The sequence below is a fragment of the Micromonospora sp. NPDC049900 genome (assembly GCF_044461025.1).
GTDB lineage: Bacteria > Actinomycetota > Actinomycetes > Mycobacteriales > Micromonosporaceae > Micromonospora.
On the sequence record NZ_JBITKM010000030.1, the window covers coordinates 1 to 25454 of the forward strand.

A 25454-nucleotide genomic window follows, 5' to 3' on the forward strand; every position below is an offset into this window, starting at 1 on the left:
GACTGCCTCGGGCCAGATCTGCCCGATCGCGTCGGGCAGGCCCTTGAGTCCGTCGCAGACCACCATGCACGCGTCGGCGACACCCCGGTTCTTCAACTCGGTGAGGACGCTGAGCCAGAACTTCGCGCCCTCACCGCCGTCACCGGCCCAGAGTCCGAGGATGTCCCGGTTGCCGTCGACCGTGACGGCCAGGGCCACGTAGATGGGCCGGTTCGCGACCTTCCCGTCGCGGATCTTGACGTGCACCGCGTCGAGGAAGATCACCGGGTAAACCGGATCGAGTGGCCGGTTCTGCCACTCGACCCGGTCGACGACCTTGTCGGTGATCGTGGAGATCGTCTGCCGGGACACGTCCGCGCCATACACCTCGGACAGGTGGGCCTGAATCTCCCCGGTGGTCAATCCCTTGGCCGACAGGGAGATCACCATGTCCTCGACCCCGGACAACCGGCGCTGACGCTTACGCACGATCTGCGGCTCGAACGTGCCGTCGCGATCGCGGGGCACCTCGATCTGCACCGGACCGACCTCCGTCAGCACCGTCCTGCCTCGCACCCCGTTACGGGAGTTCTGACCGTTGTTCCCGACCGGGTCGCCCTTGTCATAGCCCAGGTGATCGGTGATCTCACCGTCCAAAGCAGCTTCCAGGACCCGCTTGGTCAACTGCTGCAGCAGCCCGCCCTCGCCGGTGAGCTGCAGACCCGCCGCACGAGCCTGTTCCACCACCTGCGCGACGAGCTGATCGTCGACCCCGTCTCCCACCGGCCGCGCCGGTCCACGCTTCCCCACCTGGCCAGTATCAGCCTCGGTGAACACGACATCCGTCATCAGGTGCTGCTCCTTGATCAGGAGTTACACCGTTCGTTTTACAGTCCCGCACCCGCGCCAAGCCAATCCCGAGGCGCTATTTGATTGTCGCATTGTCAACTGCGGTCTTCGTACCGCCCCCGTGCTGGGTGAACCTAGGACGAACAGTGAGCCTTTGTGGCCGCAGGGTGAACCGCTTGTCGGTGCTCCGCTGTGCCCACACAAGGGCCTCTCCGGGTACCAGCGAGGTTACCGCAGCATCCTGAACGTCGCCGAGAGACACGATCGCGCTCCGCAAGTGCTTGAGCCACTGGGGCGACGTCATCCGATGCAGAATCAAAACAGATGTCAGCTCGACTATCGCCCGAGGCACCGATAACGGGTCTTGGCTCGCCACGATGACACTAGTCGCCTGGTGACGCATTTCTCGGATCGCCTCCACGACCTCCGATATCAGGCTCGATTCCGAGATGTATTTATGAGCCTCATCGAAGACGACCAGCTTATTAAAGTCGCGCCCCCCGTGCTGACTTGCCGCGAAGATGCGCAGCATTACAACGAAGAGACCGAGTGCTTCATCCTTCTCGATCCATTCATCACGGAGGTCGACAATCACGGTCCGCCCCGGACGAAGAAGCTCGCCGAGCCTGCGAGAATCGTCGATATAAGGATCAGCCAGAGCCAATCGGTCTTCAGCAAATCGGCGCGAGGCACGCGGCAGGTCCGCATCTTCGATCTCCTGGCGCAGCGAGTCGAGCGTTAGCCCGCCCCGGTGGCGGCGCATGATTGCGACGAGTTGCTTGATGTAGAGAGAATCATTCCCGTATGCGCCGAGTAGGAACTTCCAGCTCTCCGCACCCAGTTCGGCTGAGCCAAAAATAATGGGCTCGACCCTTATCTCGGGGTACTCCTGTCTACGCGCCTCCACCTTGGCCGCCGGCGCGAGCAACACCACATCGTCCAAACCCTTCGGGTGCGCACCATAGTCTGCGAGAAGTCGGTCGATCTCGGAAATCTTCCGATTTGGCTGAACGGCCGTCACGTATTCAGGTTCGTAGGCGTTATTCTTATGAAAATGAAAGATGACGGTTGCAAGCGGAGATGGAAGTACGTTGACGCCCGGCGCCTGGGCCGAGGCCATCTCTGAGATGACGCCGAGCGTGTAACTCTTACCGAATCCCTGAACGCCGAACAGCGATATGGTGTTGCAACCTGTGAGGTCAATAGCAACCGAGTTCGATCCGGATCGGCCGAGTAGCCCGTACTGCGGCGTCATCGACGTAGCACCAAGCAGAACATCTGGAACGAGCCGCGGAAGATCTTCCGGGTCAGTCTCTGGCATTGTGCTCGCCTGGCCCTTGGAAGCGCTGTCGGGTTTGGCGGCCTTGGCTAGATCGACTTCATTTTCGCGCCTTGCCGTGCCCCTGCGGGGGTGCGGCAATTTTGCCGGTCCAGGCTCGGATTTCAGCTGCCCCGACATCTCTGTCTCCGACTCCGGAGTCGAGCCGTTACGACGGGCAGGCCGCGCCTCCTGCGAACTCCCCGCGCTGATCGACGGCTCGGGTTCTGCCGGTGCCGGATGGCCGGACGAAAGATCACCTTCGCCAGGTATCACGAGATTCGATCGCAGCGAATCGAGCAGCCGTTCCTCGCCAGGCTCCTCGACGAGCATGTCCAAGCGACGCTCCGTATTAGATGCCCCAGTCACGTCGAGGCCACTACGCACGGATACTCGCTCGTCGAATCGTCCAACCGCGAGGTGGTAGAGCTTGCGGGCTTTGTTGGCACCGAATCGGTGAACGGTAAAGCCAGGTTCGTCTTCGTCGATATGATACCCTGATCCGAGGCGCTCGAAGACGATTCCCATCGACTGAACTTCGAGATGGTAGCCATCATCGATACGCTCAACGAAGCCCAAAGCGGCATCGCCGGCCGCTGGTGTGACGAGTCCATAGCGGACCGCTCGCCGGATATAGAACGAGAGCGCGCCGGCCAACTCTTTGGCCCGAAGCGCCATATCGGCACGCGGCAAGGCGTACAGTTCGGGGTCGAACAACGTACGTAGGCGCGCCTCGGTCACATCGGTCTGCTCACTCATCGATCGGTATAGCGGCAAGCGGGTGACTGCAGGAAGCTCCTCACGAAGTTTAACCTCGATTATGTCCATCCGAACAACGCCTCTGCCGGGGAAACCAATCAACAGCAAGTCCGCCCGGCGCTGTGGCCCTGCCCCCTGGAACCACGGCTGGTGGGCGTCCAGTGGAATCACGATTCGGTTCTCGAGCGCCCCCACCTCCTCTAGAAGCCAGCGGGCAAAGAGCAGACCGACAACCTCCTTGGCGCGTGTCATCGCCCCGCCCAGCCGGAGTGCCAATCGGCCCGACAGCGACCTCAGCGCTTCGAGAACCACCACTCCGTCACCAGGGCGAAGATCGATGCCGTAACCGATCAACATCGGAGACAAGATGGTCTCAATTTCCTGGGTGTTGCTCGTCGTCAAGACGATCCGTTGCCGCTCTTCCTGTAGGAACTCTGGCGCAAAGTCGAGAAGGTACTCCACCTCCTCGCCCGCAGACGGCCTGTCGAAGAAATCGATGCCGAGATGGCGGTCGATCGAAATCACGTGATCACTGACGTCATGCACCTGCCGCAGCAGTCCTTGCTTCTCCAGGTCGAACTGGAGAGCAAGGACAGGCCCGACATGGGCATCAACGGGCTGCCCGAGAGCCACCGAAGCTTGAAGGCGGTGCATGGCCGTTAGCGTCTCCGCAAGGAGCGTCTCACCGGCATCCGCCCCGCCCCGGGCTACCGGGCGCACTCCCTTGGACCATCCTATTGACCGCCGGGCGCCCTTACCCGAGCCTTCCAACGGCACGGCCTCGGGCTCCAAGACGAGTCCGTTCACGTATGATCCACGTCGATACTGGTCGAGGGGTCCGACGCGCCCCTGTGCCGTGAACTGTTCGATGAGAACGGAAACGTGAGCGGGAAAACGTTGAGGATCGAGGATGAACTCACCGACGTCATTTCGAGCGACAAGCAGTTTCGGATGCAGGTGGTTACCGCTATAGAGGGTGAACTCGTCATCCTCGCCAACGTGCCTTTCCGGATCTAAAAGACCTTCTACCGCTTCTCCGAGTGTATCGAGCTGACCCGGCGGCGCGAACAGGTGAACCGCGTATCGCAGCGGGGGTGGCGACTCAACCTTGCGGCGCAGGGATTCGACACACCGTAGGACGTCCGCTATGAGCTCTCCACTGCCGGGGTTGAAAACGTTGAGGCGGAGCTGCTCCACGTAGGGATGCTGAACAACAAATTCATGCAGTCGCGACGCAATGTCAGCTGGGTTAACCGTGGTCACCGCCAGCGAACGAGGGCGAATACCCATGCCTGACAACACGCGATCTCGTGCCACCGAGGCGTCCAAGGGCCGCCCGTCTTGGTCACGGTCTGGAAGGTATAGCCCCCAGAACGGTGTGGCAGGAAGTGCTTCAGTGTAAGCGCGACCACGCCGATCGAAGAGAGCCATCGGTACGTTGAGTGGAAGCACACCGTCGTGAAGCTGATCGATAAAATTTCGCCACTCAGGCGCGTGGTGCGTACCCTGCTCCCACGCCTCGACGGCCCTTGCGCACTCGATCGTGTGTTGAAGATGCCAGAGCAGCCGCAACGGGTGGGTAGGCGCGAGCAGGATTCCTCGCCCTGGGTCCCCGGGCTGTCCCTGCCATCTGATCTCAACGCAGTCCAGCCATGCAACTGCCCGAAGCAGCCGTGTCCGCTCAGCGGCCTCAAGCTCCATCGCCGCGCGTACCAGCTTGGCGAACTCTGCGGCGTAGTTACGGATCGTGTCTGCGCAGGAGGCTAGGTCAACCACCTCGACGATGCCCAGGCGAGTGGCCCGCTCGGCAGGCATGGTGTCGGCTGGTAGGTGTTGTTCGCGGATACGCCTGAATGCATCCTCGCGGGCTTGGAGGAAAGCCTCAGCATCCGGCATGTCGTCGAAGTCAGACCGTTCCTTCCGGACGATCTCGACGTCGCCCGGAGTTCGCGCTGCGGCGAGGGAAATTTGCCACAGTCCGAGTGTGCGCGGATTGTCCAGAAGCATAGTTTCGATCTTGCGGAGCAGCCCCGACACCAGGACGGTATAGCCGTTGAAACCGTCCGCTTCGATTTCAAATCCAGCGTCCCCCTTGACGGAGGCGCCAATCGGCTGGTTCCAAGATCCTGTCATTGCGTGACGACGCGGAACATCCGCATTGCCATCGATGGCCTTGGCCGCTCCTCGAATCCACGCCGCGAACAGCGATGGGACAAAGATCGCGCGGAAACTCGGATCGTCGACCAAAACGTCTTCACGAACGACAAGGAACGGCTCGGACTCGTTCTCGGCTCGTGAGTTATCATCTTCCGTGTCCAGACGCCGCTTCGCCGTCAGCAGGGCGCCCTCGGCATCGTAGGCATCCACACGTAGAAAGTAGGTCCCCTCCTCAACCATCTCGAGGTCCTTCATTCTAATTGAACGGCGCATCTTCGCCCGCTGCCCACCAGCTGGCTTCGGGAAGTTGTTGCTCTCCCACACGACAGTCGATTCCCCGCCGCCGAGCGCGAGGATGAGGACACGCCAGTTCTTCCAGCCTGGGACTTGAGACGGATTTGGCACCGAGCGAAAGACGACCTTCAGTGGGTCCTTTCCGGTGATGTTTAGGACCGGCATGCGCTCTGCGCCAGACACTTGATCGGCCTGCTGCCGAGGAAGATCCAACGAGTCAAGTATCAGCCTAAGCTCGCTACCCTCTTCTGAGTCCAGGAACTCCCAGTGGTCGAATGCCAGACCTCGGTTTGCCGCATCACATGCAACTTGACGCGCCCACAATCGGGGCTCCTCTGCATGGCGGGTCCGGAGAAAGCGAAACAAGTCCTGCTGAGTGCCCTGCTTCACCCCAAGTGACCGGAGTCGCTTTTGGAGCGGCTGACTCAAGTCCGAAAGCTTGTCACACTTCTGCAGATTCCGGCTAAGCCATGTAAGCGTAGTCGCCGGTCCCCGAGTGAAGAGCTTGAAATCGGGCACAAGCCCAAAGGTGTAGATAGCGGCCCCAGCAGCTTCTCGGTTACCGCCATTCTTCGCTACCGTCAGCAGATAGTCGACCTGCTCGTCCGGGTGACGCATCTGTCGCACCTCGCCGAGGTACCGTAGGACTTCCCGCACCTCTTCCCTTAGCGGCTCCGCAAGGCGCCCAAGCAGCACTTCGGAAAGGTTCTGCGCAGTACTCGCCAATGACAGTTCCGCGAAGGTGGCAATGTCGAGCGAGTCTTCAGACGCCGTACGGGGGCCCGGCGGGAAGAACACTAGCACCGGCATTTCGGCGTGATCTCGGTAGCGGATGATCGTTGCCGCAGTCGCATGGAACGGCTTCGTCGGCCGCTCTTCGAGCACGCGGACGATCCAGCGTGGGTCTTCAAGAGCAACCGCCAGTCGTTCCATGACGGGCCCTGGTAGCGTCGTCACCCGCAGCCGATGCCCTGGACCGGCAGCCTGCAACTCGTCTCGCAGTAGGGGGACGAGTTGCTCGGAGAGCGCGGCGTACTGGTCATCCACTGAGACAGGAACGAGTGAAGTCGGGTCGGCCACGTTACCGCGCCTCCCTGTCTCGAAGCTCATACCGCGGCCGAATCATTTGTGCGTTATAGGCATCGGACAGGTCATCGTAGAAACCGATCTCGCGCAGCCGGTCCTTGAACGCGCGAACGTTCTCCCGAAACGCGCGGTGCTCCTCGAGCGAAACCGGCCTACGCCCTGCCGGCGTCACTGCCGGCGCAATCACAAATCCATACCGCCGTTCCACCCAGGCCAGGAGATCCTCGATTAGAATGGGCTCCGTTTCGAACCGGCGCCCATCGGGCGCGTCCTTCGCCTTTAGCACCGCCAACTGCACCAGAACCTCGAGGGTGCGCCCGCCCAGATGCCAGCGACGTGGATTGGCACGAGATTTTCCCTGAACCAATACGCCGAAGGGTGAATTTTTCTGGAATAGCTTATCAAGCATTTGCACCAGATACTTAATGTGGTGTGGCTGCCGGACATGGGTAACCAATTCGATTAATGTATCAAACGACGTCAAGCCGGCGTCTAGGATAGCCTCGATCTCTGATGGAAGGCTCTCGTCCTCATCATTAAGGCGCCGTATCTGCTTCAGCTCCGCCTTGAAATCCGCCTCGAACTCAGGCGTCGGATTCGCCAGAAGCGCGGGCACATCGAACGGGTCTTCAGTAATCTTTTCCTGCCGCGCGTAGCGCAGCAGCTGGTTCATTGAGAAGATCGCCTTCACGAAATCGCCCAGCCTCGCGTACTGCGCCGCCGCATCCTCCTGCGCGAGCTGGGCCATGCGGCTACGGTAGTCCCCACCCATATCTGACGTCATGGAGACTGGGTACGGACACCCATCGAATGGGTCGTCCTTGGTGCCGTAGACGGGGCACGACCGGCAGATCGAATGAGAGCCGCAATCGCGGATCCAGCCAGCCAACTGCCGAGAGAGGCGAAGCGTGTAGATACCAAGGTGCATCCCAAGGATCGTACGCAGATAGTCGATCATCACCGGACGCGGAATGTCCCGATACGAGAGAATGCGCTCCACATCGTCACATAGGACCCGCGCTTGTCCCCGACATATGGGTGGATGGGGGGTAATTTTCTCACCCGAAGGGTGGGCGTCGCTAACCCCTTCAACAAGCTTCAATACTGCGAGGGTTTCCAAGTCAAGCCTGGCATCTGCTTGATAGATCCGCCCCTGCTCGAGGTAGGCCCTCAGCTCACGGTGGGCTTGTCCCTCACCATGCTCCAGCATGGCATAGATCGCGTCGGCAAAGTTGTAGTCGCGACAGTGTTTGGCGACACGAATCTTGTGAGCGTCTAAGTGGAGGGGGCGAAGCGAAGCGATCGCCTCGGTTGGGCGGCCGCGGTTGACGAGGTCGAACACGTCTGTCTCGAGCCACTGGCGAGCGACGTCCTCGTACTCCGCGAAGCCGGAGACACCCGGCAGCGAAGCGAGCCGCCGGAAGTGCACGTCGACGTTCTCGAACTCCTTCTTCTGCCGTCCACCTATTGCAGGTCGCATGCCGTTCGTCTTCAGCCAGAGGAACAGCACGACCAATACCCGGTCAAGGTCGACGTTCTTTGGGTCCGCGTAGAAGATGCGCGGATTCCGAAACTCCTGATCCTGTTTACGTAGTTTCACGTCATCTCCGGCCTCTCGCTGGATCCGATCCCGTGCGCGACCAGCGCCAGGCGGATGCCGTCCGGTCTGCCCTGCGCGGAAAGCTCGTAGAACTGCTCGTCGTCGGCCGAGAGCAGCACCCGATCGAAGGTCGTGGCTACAAGTTCGTTACGGAATATCACCAGGCTGACGAAAAGCCCGTGCAGCTCCGCCGCCGTCGGTCGATAACCGTGCCGGATGAGCTCCATCATCTCCAGCAAATCGAGCGATATCCGGAGGCGCGCCGGCCCATCCGTCGACACGAGTTCTACCGCGTCTGGGGTAAACTCAAGAAAGCTCTCGTGCGTGGGCCGTAGCACATCAATCCGGAAGCTGTCCTTCTGAAACAGGCGGTACGATCGGATCGCCGCATCCTTGATACGGGACACCCGTAGCGCCACATAATTGCGTCGAAGCCGCGGATTCCGTACTCCTTCAGCGAGGCTAATGGCCTCGACGACCCGATCACGAAGCTCATCGCATCCGCGCTGTCGCTCCTCGTCGGTCTTCGCGTTAATGACCGACTCAAGCAGCCCGGCCGACGTATAGGGCAGCATGGACTTCCAACCATCGTCACGCCGCTCGAAGTAGGCCCAGCGGCGCAGGAAGCCAGCAAGCTGTCGACGCGAGTCGACGCCATAGGGATACTCTACGTCCTCGTGCGGGCGCGGCACCTCTGACACAAACTGTCGAAACCGCGCAGTCACAGCTTTCGAGCGCAAGTCGAAGGTCATCCATGGAACTGCGCTCTCGAGGTCGTGATCGAGTTGACGGTCCAGAACCGGGTGATTGACCCGTCCCACGTCGGCCTCTCGCAGCTGGCGGACGAGACGGTCCACAGCCCGCTCGGGAGCGGTAGCGTGAACCCGCAACGCCGACGCCGAATCTTGATCCGCGAAGGCCTCGGTGTAGTTCAGCGCTGCAAGTGCCTCGACATCGCGGGTGCCCTCGTGCAGTGCATGCACATCGTCACAGGCATGGTCGCGCAGCAGCATCCATGACAGTGCGGACCGCAGATCTCGCATAGTGACATGCGACCGGCGCCGGAGATGCACCACTTCGAACAGGCGTCGGATGCGTTCTCGTACCGCTGACCCCGAGTTGGGATCGCGCAACGTCTCCGCGTTGTGCAGCAGAGGACAGGTCGCGTGGACCGAGCACGTGGCGCATGGCGCCCAGAGGTTGGGCTGGACTAGCTGCAGCAGCTGACGCTCCACGAGGCTCTTGGAGCCACCTGCGGTGACGGCCCGGAGGTTGAGGTTGACAAGCAGTGCTTCCTCAGGAGAATCGCCGCCCGCAAGAGCGTCATTAACGAATCGCCGGAGCCCAGCATATGCCCGAGCTCGAGGGCCATGCGCGAGAAAGTCGAGTAGTCGTCCCTCGTTGATCGCGATGAGCCGGACCTCAGACCCCGACAGCGCGGTCAGATCGTCTCCCTCGAAGGGTTTGAAGAACTCGTCCAGCACATCGTCGTTGGTGCGGTCTTCTTCGTCCTGCGAGCCGTCATAGTTAGTCGCGAAGCTTCGCCCTTCCCACTTCCAGGTCGAGCCGTTCCCGCTTGGCAGCGAGTTGACCACCACCCCGTTCCCCACGAAGAGCGTCTCTACTTGCTGCAGGAATGCCGTCTTGCCGTCCCCGGCGTTTCCAGTAACAATGACCAGCCGATACCGCCCGGTAGTAATCTCAGGCGCCAGCTTTTCGTCGAGACCTGTACGCACATAGGTGAGGCGAGCGATGTCATCGAGACCTCGGGTCCCGGTGTTTGTCCTCCGTGCCTGGCTGTAGAGCGACAACATCCGCGTGACATACGGATTGTAGTCTTTGCGCGCCGCTTCCTCTGGCGTGAGCTGAATCCCGACTAGATTAGCCAGGACCGGTGTCGGCTCGACCGGCGCCAGCATCGACGGCACGGCGTCTAGGGCCTCCAGCATCTCCGCCGCCGATTGGAAACGGTCTCGGGCGCGCGGCTGGACCGCCTTAAGCAAGAACGCAGCAAGCTCGTCGGAGAGCTTCACACCAGCAGCGATAACGCGGGGATCGTATGGCTTCCCCTCGCCTGTGCGGTCGTGCGGAAAGGGGTGGCGATGGATGACAAGTTCGTAGAACACGACCCCTAGCGAGAAAAGGTCGGCGTGCGGCCCCCACTCCACTCCGGGCACGTCCGGCGCCCAGTACCGTCGTGTGCCGGCTCTCCCTTTCGCCTCGGTGGCCTTCGCCGAGATGTTGAAATCGATCAGTTTAGGCGTATGCGAAGGCAGCTCCAGCATGATGTTGGCAGGCTTGATGTCGCGGTGATAAATGCCGTGCTCGTGAAGCGCCGCGAGAGCGCTGAGGAGCTCGATCCCGATTCGTTTGATGTCGGACCATGCCAGCCGTCGTTCATCACAGCTGTAGGGGGCTAGGGTTTCACCCTTGACGAACTCCGAAACGATGTACGGATGGTCGAGTGGTGCGCCCAGGCGATCCATCCAGACGATGCGGACGATGTTTGGATGGTCCGGCAGGTGCGGCTGAACCTGGTTGAACTCATGCAGCGCCAAGTCCGCGTCCCCCGGGTCGACCAGCACCTTCATCGCGTAAGTGCGCTGGTGATCTAGGTTGAACACCCGAAACACCTTGGCGAAGGTGCCCCTACCAATCTCCTCATCCAGGCGCCACTTACCATCCAGGACCTGCCCGACCCTGAGTTCGGTGAGCGTCGCCACCGAAGGCTGGGATTGTTCCTTCTTCCCGATACTGGTGGTTAGCCCCAGAACGTTCCGGAGCCGTCGCAGGGCGTCCGACGCTGTCGAGCGTAGACGAAAGTCATCGGTGCGAAGCAGGTCGAGAATCAACTCGTCTATGCTGGCATCCACGCCTGCGCGCACGTCGGACGGCAGCTTTTCGGGACAGCCGCCGGCGGCGCGCGCCTGTTCGGGTCCACTGAAAGGAAGATCATCTGTTAGCAGCTGGTAGAGCAGCACCCCAAACGAGTACATATCCGATGTCGTGCCGAAATCGTAGTTCGTCGTATCGGCAAGTTCCGGTGGCAGATAGGGTCGGTTGGCCCTGGTCTCCGTATCCGCAAAGACGGTGCGACTGGTGTCGATCCACGCGCGGTCGAAGTCGGTGAGTCGAGGTTGACGGTCGAAGCCTACCAGCACGGTCGACGGGCATACGTTTCGGTGCACAACCCCCGCTGTATGCACCGCCTCAAGTGCGGCCGCGATTCCCTCCGCAATCTCCAAGCGCTCGCGGATAGTCAGTCGGTCGTGCTCCTCGTTGGTGAGGAAACCGTGCAGCGTGCCGTACTCGGACCACTCTGTGACCTCGAAGAACTCGTGGTCCTCGTCGACGTAGTCGAACTGCAACACTGGCAGGAGGTTCGGGTGCCGTCCGATGCGCGCTATCGCCTCGGTCGGGCGACGAACAACTTCCTTACGTTGCTCAATCTCGTCGTGCTCACCAGCGGGATTGATTCTCCAGGTTCGCACGCGATACCGAGCCGGGTCTCCTTCGACGTATGCTCGGCGGGCCACATAAGTCGATTCGTCATCCGCGACCTGGAGCGTTTCAACAATCTCGTAGCTCCCCACCCGCCGACGGCGCTGCCGTTGCCGCGCCGCCCACTTGCCCTGAAGAGCCTCCTCCATCGGCTTAATCAGTGCGCTGAGCTCCTCACCGCGCCGGTGCTCTGGAACATTGCGGGGGTCCTGAAGCCAGGCGGCCAGATTGCCCAGGTTGACAACCGAGCTTCTCCAGTCGCCCCCGATCCGGATGGTGGTTCCATCTGGAACCACCATGACGGGAACGACGGCTGTCCGGTTCGCCAGTGCCCCGAGCTCCGTCTTCAAAACCTTGCATTTGTGGTTTACAGTCCACATCGGGCAGCGTTTGGGCGTGTGGTTCAGCAACCATTCTTGGTCGTCGCCGGTGAGCCGGCCGTACCACTCTTTCGCCTCGATCACGAACAGTGCGTGCTCGGCGAGGAGCACGAGGTCGTACTCCAGTGCGTCGCGGCCGCGCTGCTTGAGCTGAAAGTTGGGTGCCAGACCCCACGTCCGGGGAAGCGCCATGCGCAACGTCTGTAGCACCGTCGCTTCGAACGGACCGACCGGCCCGTCGCCGCCGGACGGCGTGTAGATCACCCGAGCCACTGCGGGAGGACCTCCTCTTCGACGATGCGGATCGCCTCCTCTTCAGCATTTTCAGCCCTGTCACGAGCGTCGAAGGCAGAACGAACTAGGTCGCTAACCGCGGTGGCGAGTTCGTCTGGCCACTCGGGAACAGGGAGCGTACGCAGCATGTCTTCCCGCAGGCTGAGAAGCTTGGTCCCGACGGCGGTCGTGCGTAGCAGCCGGAATCCCACGGTAGTGGTGAGGTAAGCGTACAGCGAGAGTGCTCGTCCATCAGTCGGCACAATTCGAAGCAAATGCTCCGTAAAGGCGACCTTGGCGGAGCGATCATGTACGAGGACAGCTCGTCCAAAGATCTCTCCCTCCCCAAGCGTTCCCTGTGCGCCGACGAGGATCGTGCCCGGGCGGGCGTAGAGTTGGCGCTCAGCGAACCCTGGATGAACGATACGGCGGGGAGCCGGCCGAATGAGCATGGCGTCGCGCTGCGACATAAAGTCAATGCCGTGCGGTGGCTGGCAGGCGACGCGTGCGAACCTGGTTCCGTAATAGACGCCGTCCGAATGGATCACGTCACCCAACGTCGAATCCCATTGGCCCTGCAGATAGCGGAGAGCTCCTCCGGTGGAGGCCACATTCCAGGCCGACAACGACGGAAGAGGACTGGTCCACACAAGCGAGTGCCGGCGGCGCTCGCTGCACATCTCCCAAGCTGATTTCATTGCTGGGAGTGCCTCGACCAGGCGACGAGCAGCGTGGAGGTCCTCCAGGAATCGCTCTCGGTCCGCCACGCACCTCCTCACCAATCCAGCAACGCGTACCATGATGTCCGTAGGCGCGATCGGAACGGGTAGCGAACCCAGAAGATCTCTGCGAAGCCGCAGAATCTTTGTCCCGTAGCTCGTTGAGCGGATAGCTTGAAGCCCAGTGCGACTAGCCAACCAGGCATAGGCGAACAGGGAGAAGTCGTTATCCGGCTCCTCGAAATGCAGGGACATGGAATCGGGCCCGACGTATTTCCCAGCCAACCTGTTGTCGGCGAGAATCGCTCGACCGTAGAGCTCGTTCTCGCCCAGCGTCCCGGCTCCAGCGATGAGCACTTGGCCGCGTGTCACCAGGTGACGCTCCGGTTGTGGCATTGAGTCCCTCCGGATCACGCGGCCGGAAGGCTCGGCAGAGAACATGTCGCTCTGCGCTATCAGTTCGACGCCATGGCTTGGGGAGCAGTCCAACCGTGTGAACACGCTCCCATACGCCGGACCGAGGGCTTTGACAACGTCCTGCAGCGGCATGGCCGAGCTCGATCCGGCGCGTCGGATGCGCTCAACAGCCGGCTCGTAGTTCAGCGCACGCAATGCGGCGGACCGCGGAGCTGCTACAAACGCCTTCATCAGATACGTCCAGCCGCGACAAGTTGTTGGTACTCGGCAGCAATCAACGGTAGGTCGTCGGCAATCCGCTTGCCTCTGCGAGTTCTCACACGCTCTTGGATCTCGCCGTCGCGTTCCCATCGGTCGGGCTCGTCGATCTCGAAGAGGCTGTCCGTCCCGTCTGGCTCCTTGAGGTGTCGCGGCTCGCCGCGGCGCCCGTGCCCGCAGTTGTCGGCGATGGCCATGAAGACCGGTCGCTGCTTTGGCCCATCGGGCCCTGTCATCCGCACCTCTGACGCTGCGCGGCGGCGAACGAACACGCAGCTTGCCTGCACAGACACTTGGGGTAGGAATGCCTCCCCGGGCAGGTCGACGCTGGCAAGCAACTCTCCGTTTTGGAGCAGCCACCAGCGTACAAACTCCATCTGCTCGCCCGGGTTCCCAAGAATCCCGTTCGGAACGACGAGTGCCATAATGCCGGTGCCAGGCTTGAGAAATTTCCAGCACGCCTCAATGAAGAGCACTTCGGGCGCGACTTTCTTTTGTAGCGCGTGCTTGACCCACCGACTGCCGTCGCGGCGCCAGATGTGGGCCAGATCGTAGTGACGCAGGACGGCAGGATCCTCGACGGGAATCTTCGCGCCGAAGGGCGGGTTCGTGAATACGTAGTCGAACTGGCCGTGTGCCTGACCGGGTCCAACTCCTAGTGCCTGCTCGACCGCCTCCATGTCCAAGGTACGGTACCGTGTGTGACCTACGGTTTCATTCGAGCCATAGACACCATATTCCAGACTGTTGAAGTTGTAGATATGGCCGTGGCCGTCGCCGTTCATGACCATGTTCATCCGGGCGGCCTTGCGGAGATCGGTGTCTACGTCAAAGCCGAAGAGGCTCCGTTTGGCATAGCTTCGGATACTCGGTGCAACCTTCTTGATCTCGCTTGGAACGGGAGAATCGGGGTACGGGGAGCCAACTTCCGCCAGGAAATTCCGACGCGCGTGGTTCAGCGCGACAATGAGAAAGCCTCCGCTACCACATGCCGGGTCAAGAACTCGCATGCCGGGTTGTGGGTCCACCATGTCGACCATCATGCGGATGACGTTACGCGGAGTAAAGAACTGGCCCTTTTTCTGCTTCAGAGTATGTGAGGTAATCGCTTCGAACGCCATCCCTTTGGCATCTGCATCCGTTGCGAGCAAATCGAAGCGGGCCAGTTGGGCTGCAACATACGCAAGAGCCCGGTCGTTCATCTCCAAGCGTTCGTAACCGTCGAAGACATCCCTGAACTCGTCTTTCACTAGAGCGAAGAGCGCGCGAATGCGGTCGGCGACACGAGTCTGTCCGTCAGGAGTATTCCGCTCTGTTGCGCCAACGAAAAACATCCGCTTACTCTGCTGCTCATCGAGAATCTTGGCGAAGATGAGGTACAGCAACTGCCAAAACGCTTTCTCGTCGCGAAGCCCTTGGGTCGAAAGATAGTCGTGGCAGTGGCTGAATGTACGCAGCAGAGAATCGGCAGCAGCCACGCGAAGGGGGCGCCGATCGGCGTCATTGAGATCGGCCAAGGTCTCATGCGGACCTGGGAAGTCCGTCAACTCGGTCGACACAGCGAAACCGTTTACAGGATCGAATGTCCGCATCCTAAAAGCCATATCCTTGCCATTAGTTACAACTCCGTAGACCTCCTCCCGTTCATCACTCAAGTTGGACAGGACTAGATCCAGTTGAGCAATGGCCGCATCCGAAACTTTTGCGGTTGCCTTCACAATAAGGACAACCCGGATCATGCTGTCGAGCTCCTGAGGCTTAGCGCGCTCGTAGACGGCGATGGCCACCGCGACCGTTTTCCGTCGCCCTCCCGCGTCGATACAGGGAACCTTGACGTCTCGCTTCATGTCGGAGAGCTCGATGCGATATTCGCGATGCAGCTGTTCTACCAGGCTTTGGAGCACCCGCTCCTCAGGCTTATCTGGCCGGAATTCTGCCGTAAGCGCGCAAATCAGCGTGTCTTGCGGAATTAGCTCCGTGGACTCCTCGACGCCAACATCCTGAACTTCTGATTCATCCCCGTCATGGAAAGCCACGCTACGCTCCTCTGGCGCTTTAACATTCGATCTTGGCTAGGCATTGCTCTGCCGGACCGCACTGCGCCAAACCCAGAATTGGCACGGCGCGACGCTCCCTCAAGGGGGCGATAGACAGAAGCCGAAGCCGATCAAGCTAGGGTGATCCACCGGGTCACCTTAGCGGAAAGAGATGTTTTCATCTAGATCGCAGTTCCGGGTAGCTCGGCTTGCCTGATGCGACGCGTCAGCTTTCGGCGTATCGAGCAGCGCTGGGGAGGACGGGCGTGGCCTCAGGCAGCTCGGCCAACCCACGCCGCGGGGCGCCTCGAAGGCATAGGCCGACCGTCCCATCGAACAGATCGGTGCTGGGGTCGGGCGCATCGATGCGGGCGGTAGCGAGCCCGCCGGTACTACCGGTAACGACGCCATCTGGCATCGAGATCGTTGAGGAGAAACGATCGAAGTCGGTGCGCGAGCTCACTGGCCTCGTCTGGGCGCCCAGCAAGGGTATTTATGGTACTGGTAACTAGGCCGTGTCCTGTAGGTCGGTGCGCAGCCACAACACGATGGAAGCGATGATGATTCTGATCGGTAGTAAGCCGCGCGTTTGGCGTAGCGAGTGGCCAGGGCCCGGAACTGTTTGAGTCGGTTGCAGCAGTGCTCGACGACGTTGCGCTCGGCGTACACCTGCGGGTCGAAGCGTGGTGGACGTCCTCCTCGTGAGACCTTCGCCTGGCGGCGGGCGATCTGGTCGCTCATCTCCGGGCAGGTGAACGCGACCCGGCGCTCGCGCAGTGTCGCCCGGGTCGAGGGGTGGGAGTAGGCATTGTCGGCCAGCACCCGAACCGGACGTTTCCTCGGCCGGCCAGGCCCGTCACGGCCCACCGCGACCTGGTCGAGCAGGGGCAGCAGTTGCGGGTTGTCCTCGGCCTGGCCCGGGGTCAGGAGCAAAGTGGCTTGACCAGTCGCGCAGCCATCGGTGACGGCTCGAATGATCTACGGCTTCCTATTTAGCGAGTTCAAGGCGCGGATACTGCGTAGGGCCGGCCGGGAACTTCGCCAGCTGGCCCTACGCAGTATCAGGTGGTGAACTTGCGAACTATGCCGGCCTTGCGGTGCTACCGCGTCGTGGAACGACGGTGGCGGTTGCTTCGGCTGCGGCGTGGGATAGCTCGGGGAGGACGTCGCCGTAGAACTTGGCGGTGAAGTGTGGGCTGGAGTGGCGGAGCCGGTTGGAGATGACTTTCATCTGGACGCCGGCGGCGAGGCCCATGGTGGCGGCGCCGTGGCGGAGGTCGTGGAGCCGGATGGGTGGCAGGCCGGCTTGAGTGGCGAGGTGGTGGAAGTGGTCGGTGACGTCGGCGGGGTGCAGCCGCCCGCCGGTCGGGGTGGTGAACACCAGTCCTGTCCGGGTCCAGGTGGTGCCGGCAGCGAGGCGTTCGCGGTGGTGGCGGGCGCGATGGGCGCGCAGGACGGCGACGGTTTCGGTGTCGAGGGCGACGGTGGCTTCGCTGTCGGTGGTTTTCGGGGTGTCGATGGCGGTGGCCCAGCCTTGTTGGACGAGTTGCCAGCGGACGGTAAGAGTTTTGGCGTCGAGGTCGAGGTCGTCCCAGTGCAGGCCGCATGCTTCGCCGCGGCGTAGGCCGGTGAAGGTGATGAGGTGGTAGAGGGCGTAGAGGCGGTCGTTCGCGTCGTGGGTGTGGTCGAGGAATCGTCCGGTGTGTTCGGGGGTCCAGATCATGACCGGGCTGGGGGTTTTGCCGGTGTCGCGCCAGGTCTTGACGCGTTGGCCGGTCCACACAGTCGGCTTGGGCGGTCGGGCACGGGGTAGCTCGATCAGCAGAGCGGGGTTGATGTCGAGGTAGCGGTGGCGGCGCATTGCGTCGTTGAGGGCCTTGCGCAGGGTGGCGTGGATGACGTGCATCGTCCTCGGGCCGACGACCCGCTGGTTCCTGACCTGGTCACGTTTAGCCGGGTCCCGGCTGGCACGCAGAGTGGCGATGGTGGTGTTGCGTTCGGCGATGGCGTCGTACATGGCGTCGATGTGGCCGGGTCGAAGTCGGTCGATGCGCAGGTGGCCGAGGTGCGGGATCAGGTACAGCCGGATGTGCCCTTCGTACGAGCGCAGCGTGCCGGCCTTGATGTTCTTCCGTCCGGCAAGCCAGTCCGTCAGATACGCCTCCATGGTGGGTAGCTCGGTGGGGGTGATGTCCAGGTGCAACGCCCGCCGGATCTGATCCGGTGTCGGGATGGGCGCGCCGGACTTGACGGCGCTCTCGATGAGGTCACCGGTCTTGACGGTGACGTGCGAGTCCGTGGGGTCGGGCACGGCCAGGGCGGCACGGATTCGGTCGAGGATCGCGTCGGCATCGGCCTGAGTGGCGTAGGGGCCGTGGCGGAGTGGGCGGCGGGTGCCGTCGGCGCGGGCGGGGATTTCGATCTGCCAGTGCCAGTGGCCGTGGGTGCGGGACCAGCCGCCGCCGGGCCGGCAAAGCTGGGGGCAGGAACGTCCGAGTCGCCGGCCGGTGGTGGTGTCGCGGCAGCCGCAGCGTTTGAAGGTGGATCCCTTCACGGTTTGTCTCCTGGGTGCTCGGCGTGGTGCCGCCAGCGGTGGCGGTGGTAGTCCGCTGGTGGCGGGGTCGTTGCATCCACGCTCGTCACGGGGCCGGAATCAAGTCGCTGGCTGTCGTCGGTGGCCGGGGCGGGGTTGTCGAGGAGGAGGAGTCGGAGGAGGCCGGCGACGGGGACGATGATGCGGGTGCCGGCGCGGATCAGCGGTGCGGGGAAGGTGTCGGTGGCGGCGAGGCGGTATGCCTGGGATCGGCTGATGCCGAGGATGGCTGCGGCGGTGGGCAGGGTGGTGGCGGCGCCGAGCGCGTGGATCCGCTCGACGGTCCACGGCGTACCGGCGGTTGGCGGGTGTGGGCTGGTCGTTGCGGTGTCGCGGGTTGAGGTGATGTTGGTGTTCACGGTGTCGGTTCTCCTGACTGTGGTTGACGCTGATGCGAGGCGAGTGAGGTGGTGGGCGTAGGAGCGGCGGGCGGTGTCGGTGGTGCGCTGTCATCGGTCTCTGTCCCGGCCTGACGGTCATGAGACGAGGGCGCCGCAGGTTGGTCGGCTTTGAGGATCTTCAGCAGCTGCGATGCCCTTGTGTTGGACACGGTGTGTCCGGTCGAGCGCAGCGCAGCGGCCAGTGCGGCGCGGGTCAGCGGCTTGCCGTCGGCGGCATGCTGCTCCCGGACGCGCCTGGCGACGGCGAGCAGCTCGGCGGTGCCGGTGGGGTGGACGGACGGTCCGCGTCGTGACGTCCGACGTCGGTGGACCGGTCCACCAGTACGGGGACCGTCCGGCTCGTGGTGATCGTGATGGTGAACGGTCCGTACATCGAGTGGTCCGTCGGGATCCGGTGGGGTGGACCCGCTGTCGCGGTCCCCGTCCGGCTGGGCCAGGGTGGCGGTGGTGGACTGGTCCGCCGGCTCGGCGGTGGACGGGGCGGTGTCCGCTTGCGCGGAAGCGGATGCGGCGGTGTAGCCGAGGGCGATCTTGACCATGACGAGGAAGCCGAGCGCCGGTACGGCTGCGGCGATCCATCCGATCGGTGACGGCTCGGCTTCCACGACCTGCGCCGCGAGGGACAACGTCACCGCGCAGGCCAGCACCGTCGCCGGGAACACCACCGACACGCCGGCTCGTTTACGGCGGCGGAGTTCCAGGCCGGAGGCGATAGACATCAGTTCCAGGACGATCGCGTCCGCCCACGCCAGCCAACCCGGCTGGCCGTGCGCGGCGGCGACGTCGCGGACGTGGGTGAAGCTGGCCGCGCCAGCTGCACCACCGATAGTTAGCATGATCACGACTTGGACGACACCCTCGGCCCGGCTCCGTCCCGAGCTGGCATCCGGATCACCTGCTGCAGTCGTGGCGGACCACCTCCCCGGACCGGGCCACAACCGCCCCCGCCCCCGGTCCCGGTCCCGGTCCCCGGAACGGGACGAGTGGACGGACGGTCCCGACATACCGGTCCGGGACCGTAAGTGGACTGGTCCGGACGGGGATCTCGGACCGACCGGATGGGGGCCGGGACGGTACCTCCGCCATCGCACTGTCAGGACGGTCCGGCGCTGTCACCGGTCTGTCAGCCGCCTCCAGTGAGACGCTGACAGACCGGTGACAGAACCACCCCGATGCGGTGTCGTACGCGGACCGTGCGGTGATGGTGTTCGGGAAGCTGTCGAGGCTCATGCCGCCTCCCCGTTCAGGTAACGGGCGTCGGCGACCCACACCGCCAGGTCGGCGAGCGTCGACCGTTTGCCGTCTCCGCCGGGCGCGGCCCACACCGCCTGCGCGGGGCACAGGCCCGCCGTGGCGGCGTGATCGCGGGCTCCGGTGGCCACCGGCACCAGCAGCGGCGCCTCCGCCAACACGCGGCGCAGGTTGCGTTCCCGAGCGGCCGAGTGCAGCCAGAACAGCACCGGCCACACCCTCCCCAACGCGGCGAACCAGTCCCGGTAGCCGAGCAGCTTGGCGGTCAGCACCGACAGCTGCTCGCCACCGGTGTCGTACTCCATGAAGAACGGCACCCCGACATCCCGCACCGTCCACAGGCCGTAGCCGTCCGGGCGGACCCGAGGCTGATAGGCGCGCACCAGAGCAGGATCCTCCGGCCGCGTGAACACCCCCGAGCGTTGGCACGCTGCCTCCGGCAACCACTCCCCCAGCCGGGTGTCCGGGTGGGTGCGGGCGTAGCCGGCGAGGTCGGTGAAGAAGCCGTTCACACCAAGCCGATGCGCCAAGGTGCGGCTCGACGTCCACCGGCGCCGCTCCACCCGGGCATGATCACGACGCGGTGGCCGCTCATCGCGGCCGGCGGCCACGACCTCCGCGCCGAGCTGGTCGATGACGTAGTGATACGGGTACGAGCCACCGTCGGCGCGCTGCGGCCGGAACCGGGCCACCAGCCGCAACCGATAGAGGGTGCGCAGCCGCCGCTGGCAGAAGTCCAGCGATGGGAACAGCGCCTGGGCGATTTGGAACGAGGTCAGCACGCCGTGGTCGTACAGCCAGCCCAGCAGCACCCGATCACGGGTGGTCAACTGCGACTGCACCCGCAGAGCCGGATCATCCATTCACCATCACCTCCACTCCGATACGCATGTGGGCTCCCCAGGGGGAGAGACCCGAGACCAGGACGGGTCTGTCGCAGGACAACCAGCCAGTACTGACAGACGGATTGACCTGCGGTGTGAGCGGGAAAAGGGGGTCCGTTCGGGCGTCCGGCTGAAGACCGACCCCAACGGGGACGTCAACTCGGACCCCGAAACGGGGGTCAACACGGGATCTGTCACCGCCACCGGCAGAAGACCGGAACTCGGTGAGATGGGATGTACAGAGAACACGAGAGCTCCTTGATCGAAAAGAATGGTGGCGTCGACGGTCGCGACGCCGTAGGTGTGCGCCGCAGCCACATGCGGGCACGAGAGACTGCGGCAAGGCGCACTGTGAAGTTGTCAATGAACACGCCGACCGGCGCACCGGCAGACCCGAAGGCGGATCAGGACAGCAACGACCGACACGACCACCAGAACGGCGGTCGCGGCACGGCACAGCGGTAGCAGTTGCGGAGGCAGGGCGGCACCGTGCCGCACCGGCAGCGGGCCCGTCTCAGCCTGGGGGCAAATACTCCGGGAGCCGTCGACATCACGACGGCCCGGTGGGGCGTCGACTCAACCCGCCGGAGAAAGATCCCTCATGCCGAACCCCCTGCCACCCGAACCCATCGAAAGCCCGCCCACTCCCGAGCCTCGAACGACCGGCGACGCTTCCGAAGGAGCGCCATCAACCGGCCGATCCGACCCGGCGGCAGACCGCCACGCGGTCGCGTTCGTACCAGTACGCCTCCGCCGGCAGCACCCTGTCAACCAGCATCACCGGCAGTCGATCAAGACGTTTCCGGACCCAGCCGGACGCGCTGGCACCCACCAACCCGTACTGGGTCCTGACGGGACAGATTCCCTGCAGAAAGATCTTGGTTCACCCGTCTAGCCATCTCACCTTGTGAGACGGCCCTCCCGTTGACCGAGCGGGCCCGGGTAGAGGTCACCGCGGTCCCCATCGGCGAGTCGGACCCGCATGGCTTTCGGTACCGGCCTGTACGTGGTGTGGCCGACGGCTGAGCACTTGCCCGCCGGGCAGCTCGGCTCGCGGTACACGTTGATCCCGATGCGAGCACCGGGCACAATCGCCGGGTGATCGCCAGCGTGTTCTTCGATGTGGGCGAGACCATCGTCGACGAGTCCCGGGAGTACGGCACCTGGGCGGACTGGCTCGGGGTGCCGCGCCACACCTTCTCGGCCGTCTTCGGGGCGATCATCGCTCGCGGCCTGGACTACCGGGAGACGTTCCAGGTCTTCCGGCCCGGCTTCGACCTGACTGAGGAGCGGAAGCGTCGGACGGCGGCGGGACAGCCGGAGTCGTTCACCGAGGAGGACCTCTATCCGGATGCTCGGCCGTGCCTGGCCGCGCTACGCGAGTCGGGGCTACAGGTCGGGCTGGCCGGCAACCAGACGGCGCGGGCGGAGACGATCCTGCGGGCCCTGGACCTACCGGTCGACGTGATCGGCACCTCGGACGGCTGGGGTGTGGAGAAGCCCTCCGCCGCGTTCTTCGACCGCGTGGTCGCCGAGGCGGGATGCCCAGGCGACCAGGTGCTCTACGTCGGGGACCGGCTGGACAACGACATCCGGCCAGCGCAGGAGGCGGGTATCGCGACCGCCCTGATCCGTCGCGGCCCGTGGGGCTACATCCTCGGCGACAAGACGGTCAGCGACCGGTGCCTGTTCCAGCTCGACTCGCTGGCCGAGCTGCCTGACCTCGTCCGCAAGCACAACGAGTCGGCGCGTTAGCTGCTCGGAAGTGCGGCGCGGCCGGCGGTGAGGGCGGCGACGCGTTCGTCGATCAGGGTGCCGTGTCGGCTGTCGCCGAGCATGGGACGGACGGCTCGGACGCGGTCGAGACCGACGCCGTACCAGTCGTTGTGCAGGGCGTCGACGGCCTGGTTGAGGTAGTCGGCGGCCTTGTCGCCGTCTTGGCCTTGGGCGGTGGCGAGGTCGGCGAGTACGACACTGCGCTGCTTGGCGCCAGTGGCGGTGAGCGCGGCAAGTGCCTGGTTGAGCTGGCCGGCGGCTCCGCTGTGGTCGCCGCCAGCGAGGGCTGCGTATCCCGCGAACGAGTGCAGGCGGCCGTTGTCGTAGAAGTCGAGCCATTCGGGCGGGGTGTCGTCACCGTCGACCGCGCCTGCGGCGAGGTCGATGTGGCGGCGGCTCGCGGCGGCGGCTCCGGCACGCGCCTCGACTTCCGAGGCGACGCAGTGCAGCCATGACCGGACCATGGGGCTGACGCCGTGCCAGGTGTGCTGGAGGGCCGCGTCGATCAGCGGCCGGGCGTTGGCCGGCTGGTGGCCGAAGGCGGGAACGAAGGCCATGTGGCCGAGGACAGCAGCGGCCAGGGCATGGTCACCGGCCTCGCGGGTCGCAGCGAGGGCGACGTCATAGCAACGTTCGGCGACAGCGGGTTGGCTGAGGTCGAAGAAGGCGAGCCGGGCGGTGAGCAGCGCGGACTCCGCGAGGGCGGAGGCGAGGCTGGTTCGGCTGCTACCGGTCGCCGCGCGCAGAAGCCCGACGCCGAGCTGGGTGTGGGCGTAGGCAGCCTCGTAGAGCGGCCGGGCCGGGCTGGTCCAGTACAGCTCCCGCTGGCACCGCACGATCTGCTGGTACGAGTCGGGGTCGATGGTCTTGCCGTCGGCGTGTGCGGCTTTCGGGTCGAGGGACAGCAGGGGCGCGACCAGGGGCAGCATGCTGGCACCGACGAGCGCGCGGAGCACGGACGCGCGGTCCCAAACGTTACCGTTGTCGTCTGCAGTGAGCATGTCCCATAACCTCCTGAACTCGTGCAGATTTTCCGTGTCCGGCGCACGGCCAGCTCGTCGGAAGTGAGTAGGCCGAGATTGCTGGCCGGCATCCCGAAGATCGCGACCAGGTGTTCTCGGCCCGGATCATCGGTGTCGACGGCACGACGGAGGTGCCGGTCTGCTTCAATCCCCGGCGCGGACGACAATGCTCAGGGCGTTGATCGCCAGGCGGGTTAGATCGGGAAGCTGGTCTTCACCGAGAGCGACACCCTTCACGTTCTCCAGCGATGTTCTGAAGTGCTGCAACCGGCTACCCCGAAGATCGGCACCGTCCAGAGGGCAGGATTCCAGCTCCAGGTCGCTGAGATCGCAGGAACGCAGCGCGATGCCGGGCAGGCGGCAGGATGACCAGTTGCCGTGGCCGAAGGTGCAGTTGGTGAAGGCCACCGAGCCGGCGGCGCTGACGCGGTTCAGGGTGGCGTAGTCGAACCGGCAGTTGTCGAAAAGGACATCTTTGAGGCGGACGTCAATGAGCCGAGTGCCGGTGAACCGGGATCCCGTGAACGCGCACCGCTCGATGCTGATGCCCGTGAGGGTCGCCCCGGACAGGTCCGTCCCCACGATCTCGCACCCGTAGAGAGCCCCCGCCTCCCAACTGACCTCACCGAGGTCCGCGCCGGTGATCCGGCAGCCTCGGATGCTCCGGTCCGCAAGCTGCCCGCCACGCCAGGAAACCCCATCGAAGAGCCCATCTCGGATATCTTCGTCGAACAGATCAGTGACCTGGTCGAGGTCCTCCGGATCGAGGTCCGGCAGGAGAATGGTCACGTCACCCACGGTCGTCGTCCGCATGTCTCCTCAACCTGTACGGGCGCGGGGTGGGCACGCCACCCCGCGTCGAGCGATGCTGCCGGCTGCCGAACTACTTCTTCTTGTTCCAGTTGTCCCAGCCGGGGCGGCTGTCGAACTTCCCCTTGTTGTCCCAGGTGGGACGGTTGTCGAACTTCGCCGCGTCGAACGACGCTACCGCGCGGGTCGGGTCGACACCGAGCAGGGCGAGACGGTCCGGCGGGGCGTCGAGAAGCGCGGCGAGTGGGTGGGTCATGGCGGTCCTCCTTGAGGGGTGAGGTGATCCGCAGCAGCACGGATCAAAGCCTGTCGGGTCGTGCGGCAGTAGACGGTCTCCCGCGCGGTAAAGGTGCCGTGTTCGAAGTAGCGGTTGCCGGCCTGCGCACCCCGGCAGAAGTCGTAGAAGCCGCAGCGGTCGGCGCAGCCGTTGAGCGCGGTCACGAACTCGTTGACGTATCGCAGCTCGCCGGCACGGGCGAGCATGTCGCCGATCGACTCATGAAGCACGTTGCCGGCGATGAAGTCCGCGTAACGCGCATCCTTGATGCCGAGCAGTTCCGGTGACAGCAAAACCACCTGGCCGTCGTGGGAGACGGTGGGGATCGGCTCGTACGGGACGTGGTCGACAAGCCCGGCGCGGGTGGTGGCGAGGTAGTCGGCCAGGCGGTCCACGTCGCGGATCCGGAGCGGACTGCCGGCAAGCCGGTACCGCACGATCTGGTGCCAGAACCGGTAGGCGGCTTCCTCTGAGACTGGCAGGCGGTCGGCACCTTCCTGCTCCTCGATGTTGAAGCCCACCGACTCGCAGCCCGGCAGACCGGCGAAGAACTCGACGAGGTCGTCGGCACGGTCGATGCTCTCGGGCGTAACAACGCAGATCACCGAGTACGTCAGGCCGTTGTCGGCGAGCGTCTGTATGCCACGCATCGTCCGGGCGGTCGTTGCCTTCCCGGCCCGGTCGAGCCGGTTGCCGTTCAGCGTCCCGGGACCATCAATGAGCCTTTTTCAACCTGATCCTGCAGGTCAGGGATGGTGTGTGTAGCCCGGGTGTCGATGGGGGCGAGGCTCCAGGTAAGACAGCAAATCGACCA

General features: G+C 63.8%; 14 protein-coding genes and 2 pseudogenes. 1 reads left to right on the forward strand and 15 read right to left on the reverse strand.

Annotated elements, in window-relative coordinates; all coding sequences use genetic code 11:
* The 11 genes and pseudogenes from ACIBMZ_RS30065 to ACIBMZ_RS30115 form a co-directional block, all read right to left on the reverse strand.
* Positions 1-828 (reverse strand): IS256 family transposase (locus ACIBMZ_RS30065; protein ID WP_396699630.1); only part of this gene is annotated, 828 nt, incomplete at its 3' end.
* 76 nt (positions 829-904) lie between these two features.
* Positions 905-6289 (reverse strand): hypothetical protein, encoded by a 5385-nt coding sequence (locus tag ACIBMZ_RS30070; protein ID WP_396699632.1) that lies wholly within the window; start codon positions 6287-6289, stop codon positions 905-907.
* Positions 6290-6437: 148 nt separating this feature from the next.
* Entirely contained in the window at positions 6438-8042 is a 1605-nt protein-coding gene (locus tag ACIBMZ_RS30075; protein WP_396699634.1) for a hypothetical protein, read from the reverse strand.
* Positions 8039-12196 (reverse strand): protein kinase, encoded by a 4158-nt coding sequence (locus ACIBMZ_RS30080; RefSeq protein ID WP_396699636.1) that lies wholly within the window; start codon positions 12194-12196, stop codon positions 8039-8041. Before ACIBMZ_RS30080 ends, ACIBMZ_RS30075 begins: the two co-directional genes overlap by 4 nt.
* Positions 12184-13563: a hypothetical protein gene (locus tag ACIBMZ_RS30085; RefSeq protein ID WP_396699638.1), complete on the reverse strand. Its 1380-nt coding sequence runs from the start codon at positions 13561-13563 to the stop codon at positions 12184-12186. The genes ACIBMZ_RS30080 and ACIBMZ_RS30085 overlap by 13 nt, the downstream gene beginning before the upstream one ends.
* Positions 13563-15626: an N-6 DNA methylase gene (locus ACIBMZ_RS30090; protein ID WP_396699640.1), complete on the reverse strand. Its 2064-nt coding sequence runs from the start codon at positions 15624-15626 to the stop codon at positions 13563-13565. Before ACIBMZ_RS30090 ends, ACIBMZ_RS30085 begins: the two co-directional genes overlap by 1 nt.
* A 508-nt stretch (positions 15627-16134) precedes the next feature.
* Positions 16135-16562: pseudogene (locus ACIBMZ_RS30095) on the reverse strand (transposase); the annotation flags it as partial.
* A gap of 145 nt (positions 16563-16707) precedes the next feature.
* The gene (locus ACIBMZ_RS30100; RefSeq protein WP_396699642.1) at positions 16708-18180 is read right to left on the reverse strand and encodes a tyrosine-type recombinase/integrase; all 1473 of its coding nucleotides are present in this window, start codon (positions 18178-18180) and stop codon (positions 16708-16710) included.
* Positions 18177-18578 (reverse strand): helix-turn-helix transcriptional regulator, encoded by a 402-nt coding sequence (locus ACIBMZ_RS30105; protein ID WP_396699644.1) that lies wholly within the window; start codon positions 18576-18578, stop codon positions 18177-18179. The genes ACIBMZ_RS30100 and ACIBMZ_RS30105 overlap by 4 nt, the downstream gene beginning before the upstream one ends.
* On the reverse strand, positions 18575-19456 hold the full coding sequence (locus ACIBMZ_RS30110; protein WP_396699656.1) for a DUF2637 domain-containing protein: 882 nt from the start codon (positions 19454-19456) through the stop codon (positions 18575-18577). The genes ACIBMZ_RS30105 and ACIBMZ_RS30110 overlap by 4 nt, the downstream gene beginning before the upstream one ends.
* Positions 19457-19846: 390 nt before the next feature.
* Positions 19847-20734: a replication-relaxation family protein gene (locus tag ACIBMZ_RS30115; protein ID WP_396699646.1), complete on the reverse strand. Its 888-nt coding sequence runs from the start codon at positions 20732-20734 to the stop codon at positions 19847-19849.
* Between the two features lie 1119 nt (positions 20735-21853).
* Between ACIBMZ_RS30115 and ACIBMZ_RS30120 the strand changes: the two genes are divergently transcribed.
* On the forward strand, positions 21854-22510 hold the full coding sequence (locus ACIBMZ_RS30120) for an HAD family hydrolase (RefSeq protein WP_396699648.1): 657 nt from the start codon (positions 21854-21856) through the stop codon (positions 22508-22510).
* On the opposite strand, the gene ACIBMZ_RS30125 is transcribed toward ACIBMZ_RS30120, so the two are convergent.
* The 4 genes and pseudogenes from ACIBMZ_RS30125 to ACIBMZ_RS30140 all read right to left on the reverse strand — a co-directional run.
* The gene (locus ACIBMZ_RS30125) at positions 22507-23532 is read right to left on the reverse strand and encodes an XRE family transcriptional regulator (protein WP_396699650.1); all 1026 of its coding nucleotides are present in this window, start codon (positions 23530-23532) and stop codon (positions 22507-22509) included. The genes ACIBMZ_RS30120 and ACIBMZ_RS30125 overlap by 4 nt on opposite strands.
* Before the next feature lie 165 nt (positions 23533-23697).
* The gene (locus ACIBMZ_RS30130; RefSeq protein WP_396699652.1) at positions 23698-24366 is read right to left on the reverse strand and encodes a pentapeptide repeat-containing protein; all 669 of its coding nucleotides are present in this window, start codon (positions 24364-24366) and stop codon (positions 23698-23700) included.
* 70 nt (positions 24367-24436) lie between these two features.
* Complete coding sequence (gene amcA, locus ACIBMZ_RS30135; RefSeq protein ID WP_396699654.1) at positions 24437-24619, reverse strand: multiple cyclophane-containing RiPP AmcA; 183 nt, start codon at positions 24617-24619, stop codon at positions 24437-24439.
* Positions 24616-25359, reverse strand: a pseudogene (locus ACIBMZ_RS30140) (radical SAM protein); the annotation flags it as partial. The pseudogene ACIBMZ_RS30140 and the gene amcA, both read right to left, overlap by 4 nt.
* Positions 25360-25454 lie beyond the last annotated feature (95 nt).

What these genes read in the sequence shown, in the direction of transcription:
- ACIBMZ_RS30115 (WP_396699646.1), bottom strand. Translation starts at nt 20,734, where the DNA reads ATGGATGATCCGGCTCTGCGGGTGCAGTCGCAGTTGACCACCCGTGAT.
- ACIBMZ_RS30130 (WP_396699652.1), bottom strand. Translation starts at nt 24,366, where the DNA reads ATGCGGACGACGACCGTGGGTGACGTGACCATTCTCCTGCCGGACCTC.
- ACIBMZ_RS30070 (WP_396699632.1), bottom strand. Translation starts at nt 6,289, where the DNA reads ATGGAACGACTGGCGGTTGCTCTTGAAGACCCACGCTGGATCGTCCGC.
- amcA (WP_396699654.1), bottom strand. Translation starts at nt 24,619, where the DNA reads ATGACCCACCCACTCGCCGCGCTTCTCGACGCCCCGCCGGACCGTCTC.
- ACIBMZ_RS30110 (WP_396699656.1), bottom strand. Translation starts at nt 19,456, where the DNA reads ATGCTAACTATCGGTGGTGCAGCTGGCGCGGCCAGCTTCACCCACGTC.
- ACIBMZ_RS30085 (WP_396699638.1), bottom strand. Translation starts at nt 13,563, where the DNA reads ATGAAGGCGTTTGTAGCAGCTCCGCGGTCCGCCGCATTGCGTGCGCTG.
- ACIBMZ_RS30125 (WP_396699650.1), bottom strand. Translation starts at nt 23,532, where the DNA reads ATGCTCACTGCAGACGACAACGGTAACGTTTGGGACCGCGCGTCCGTG.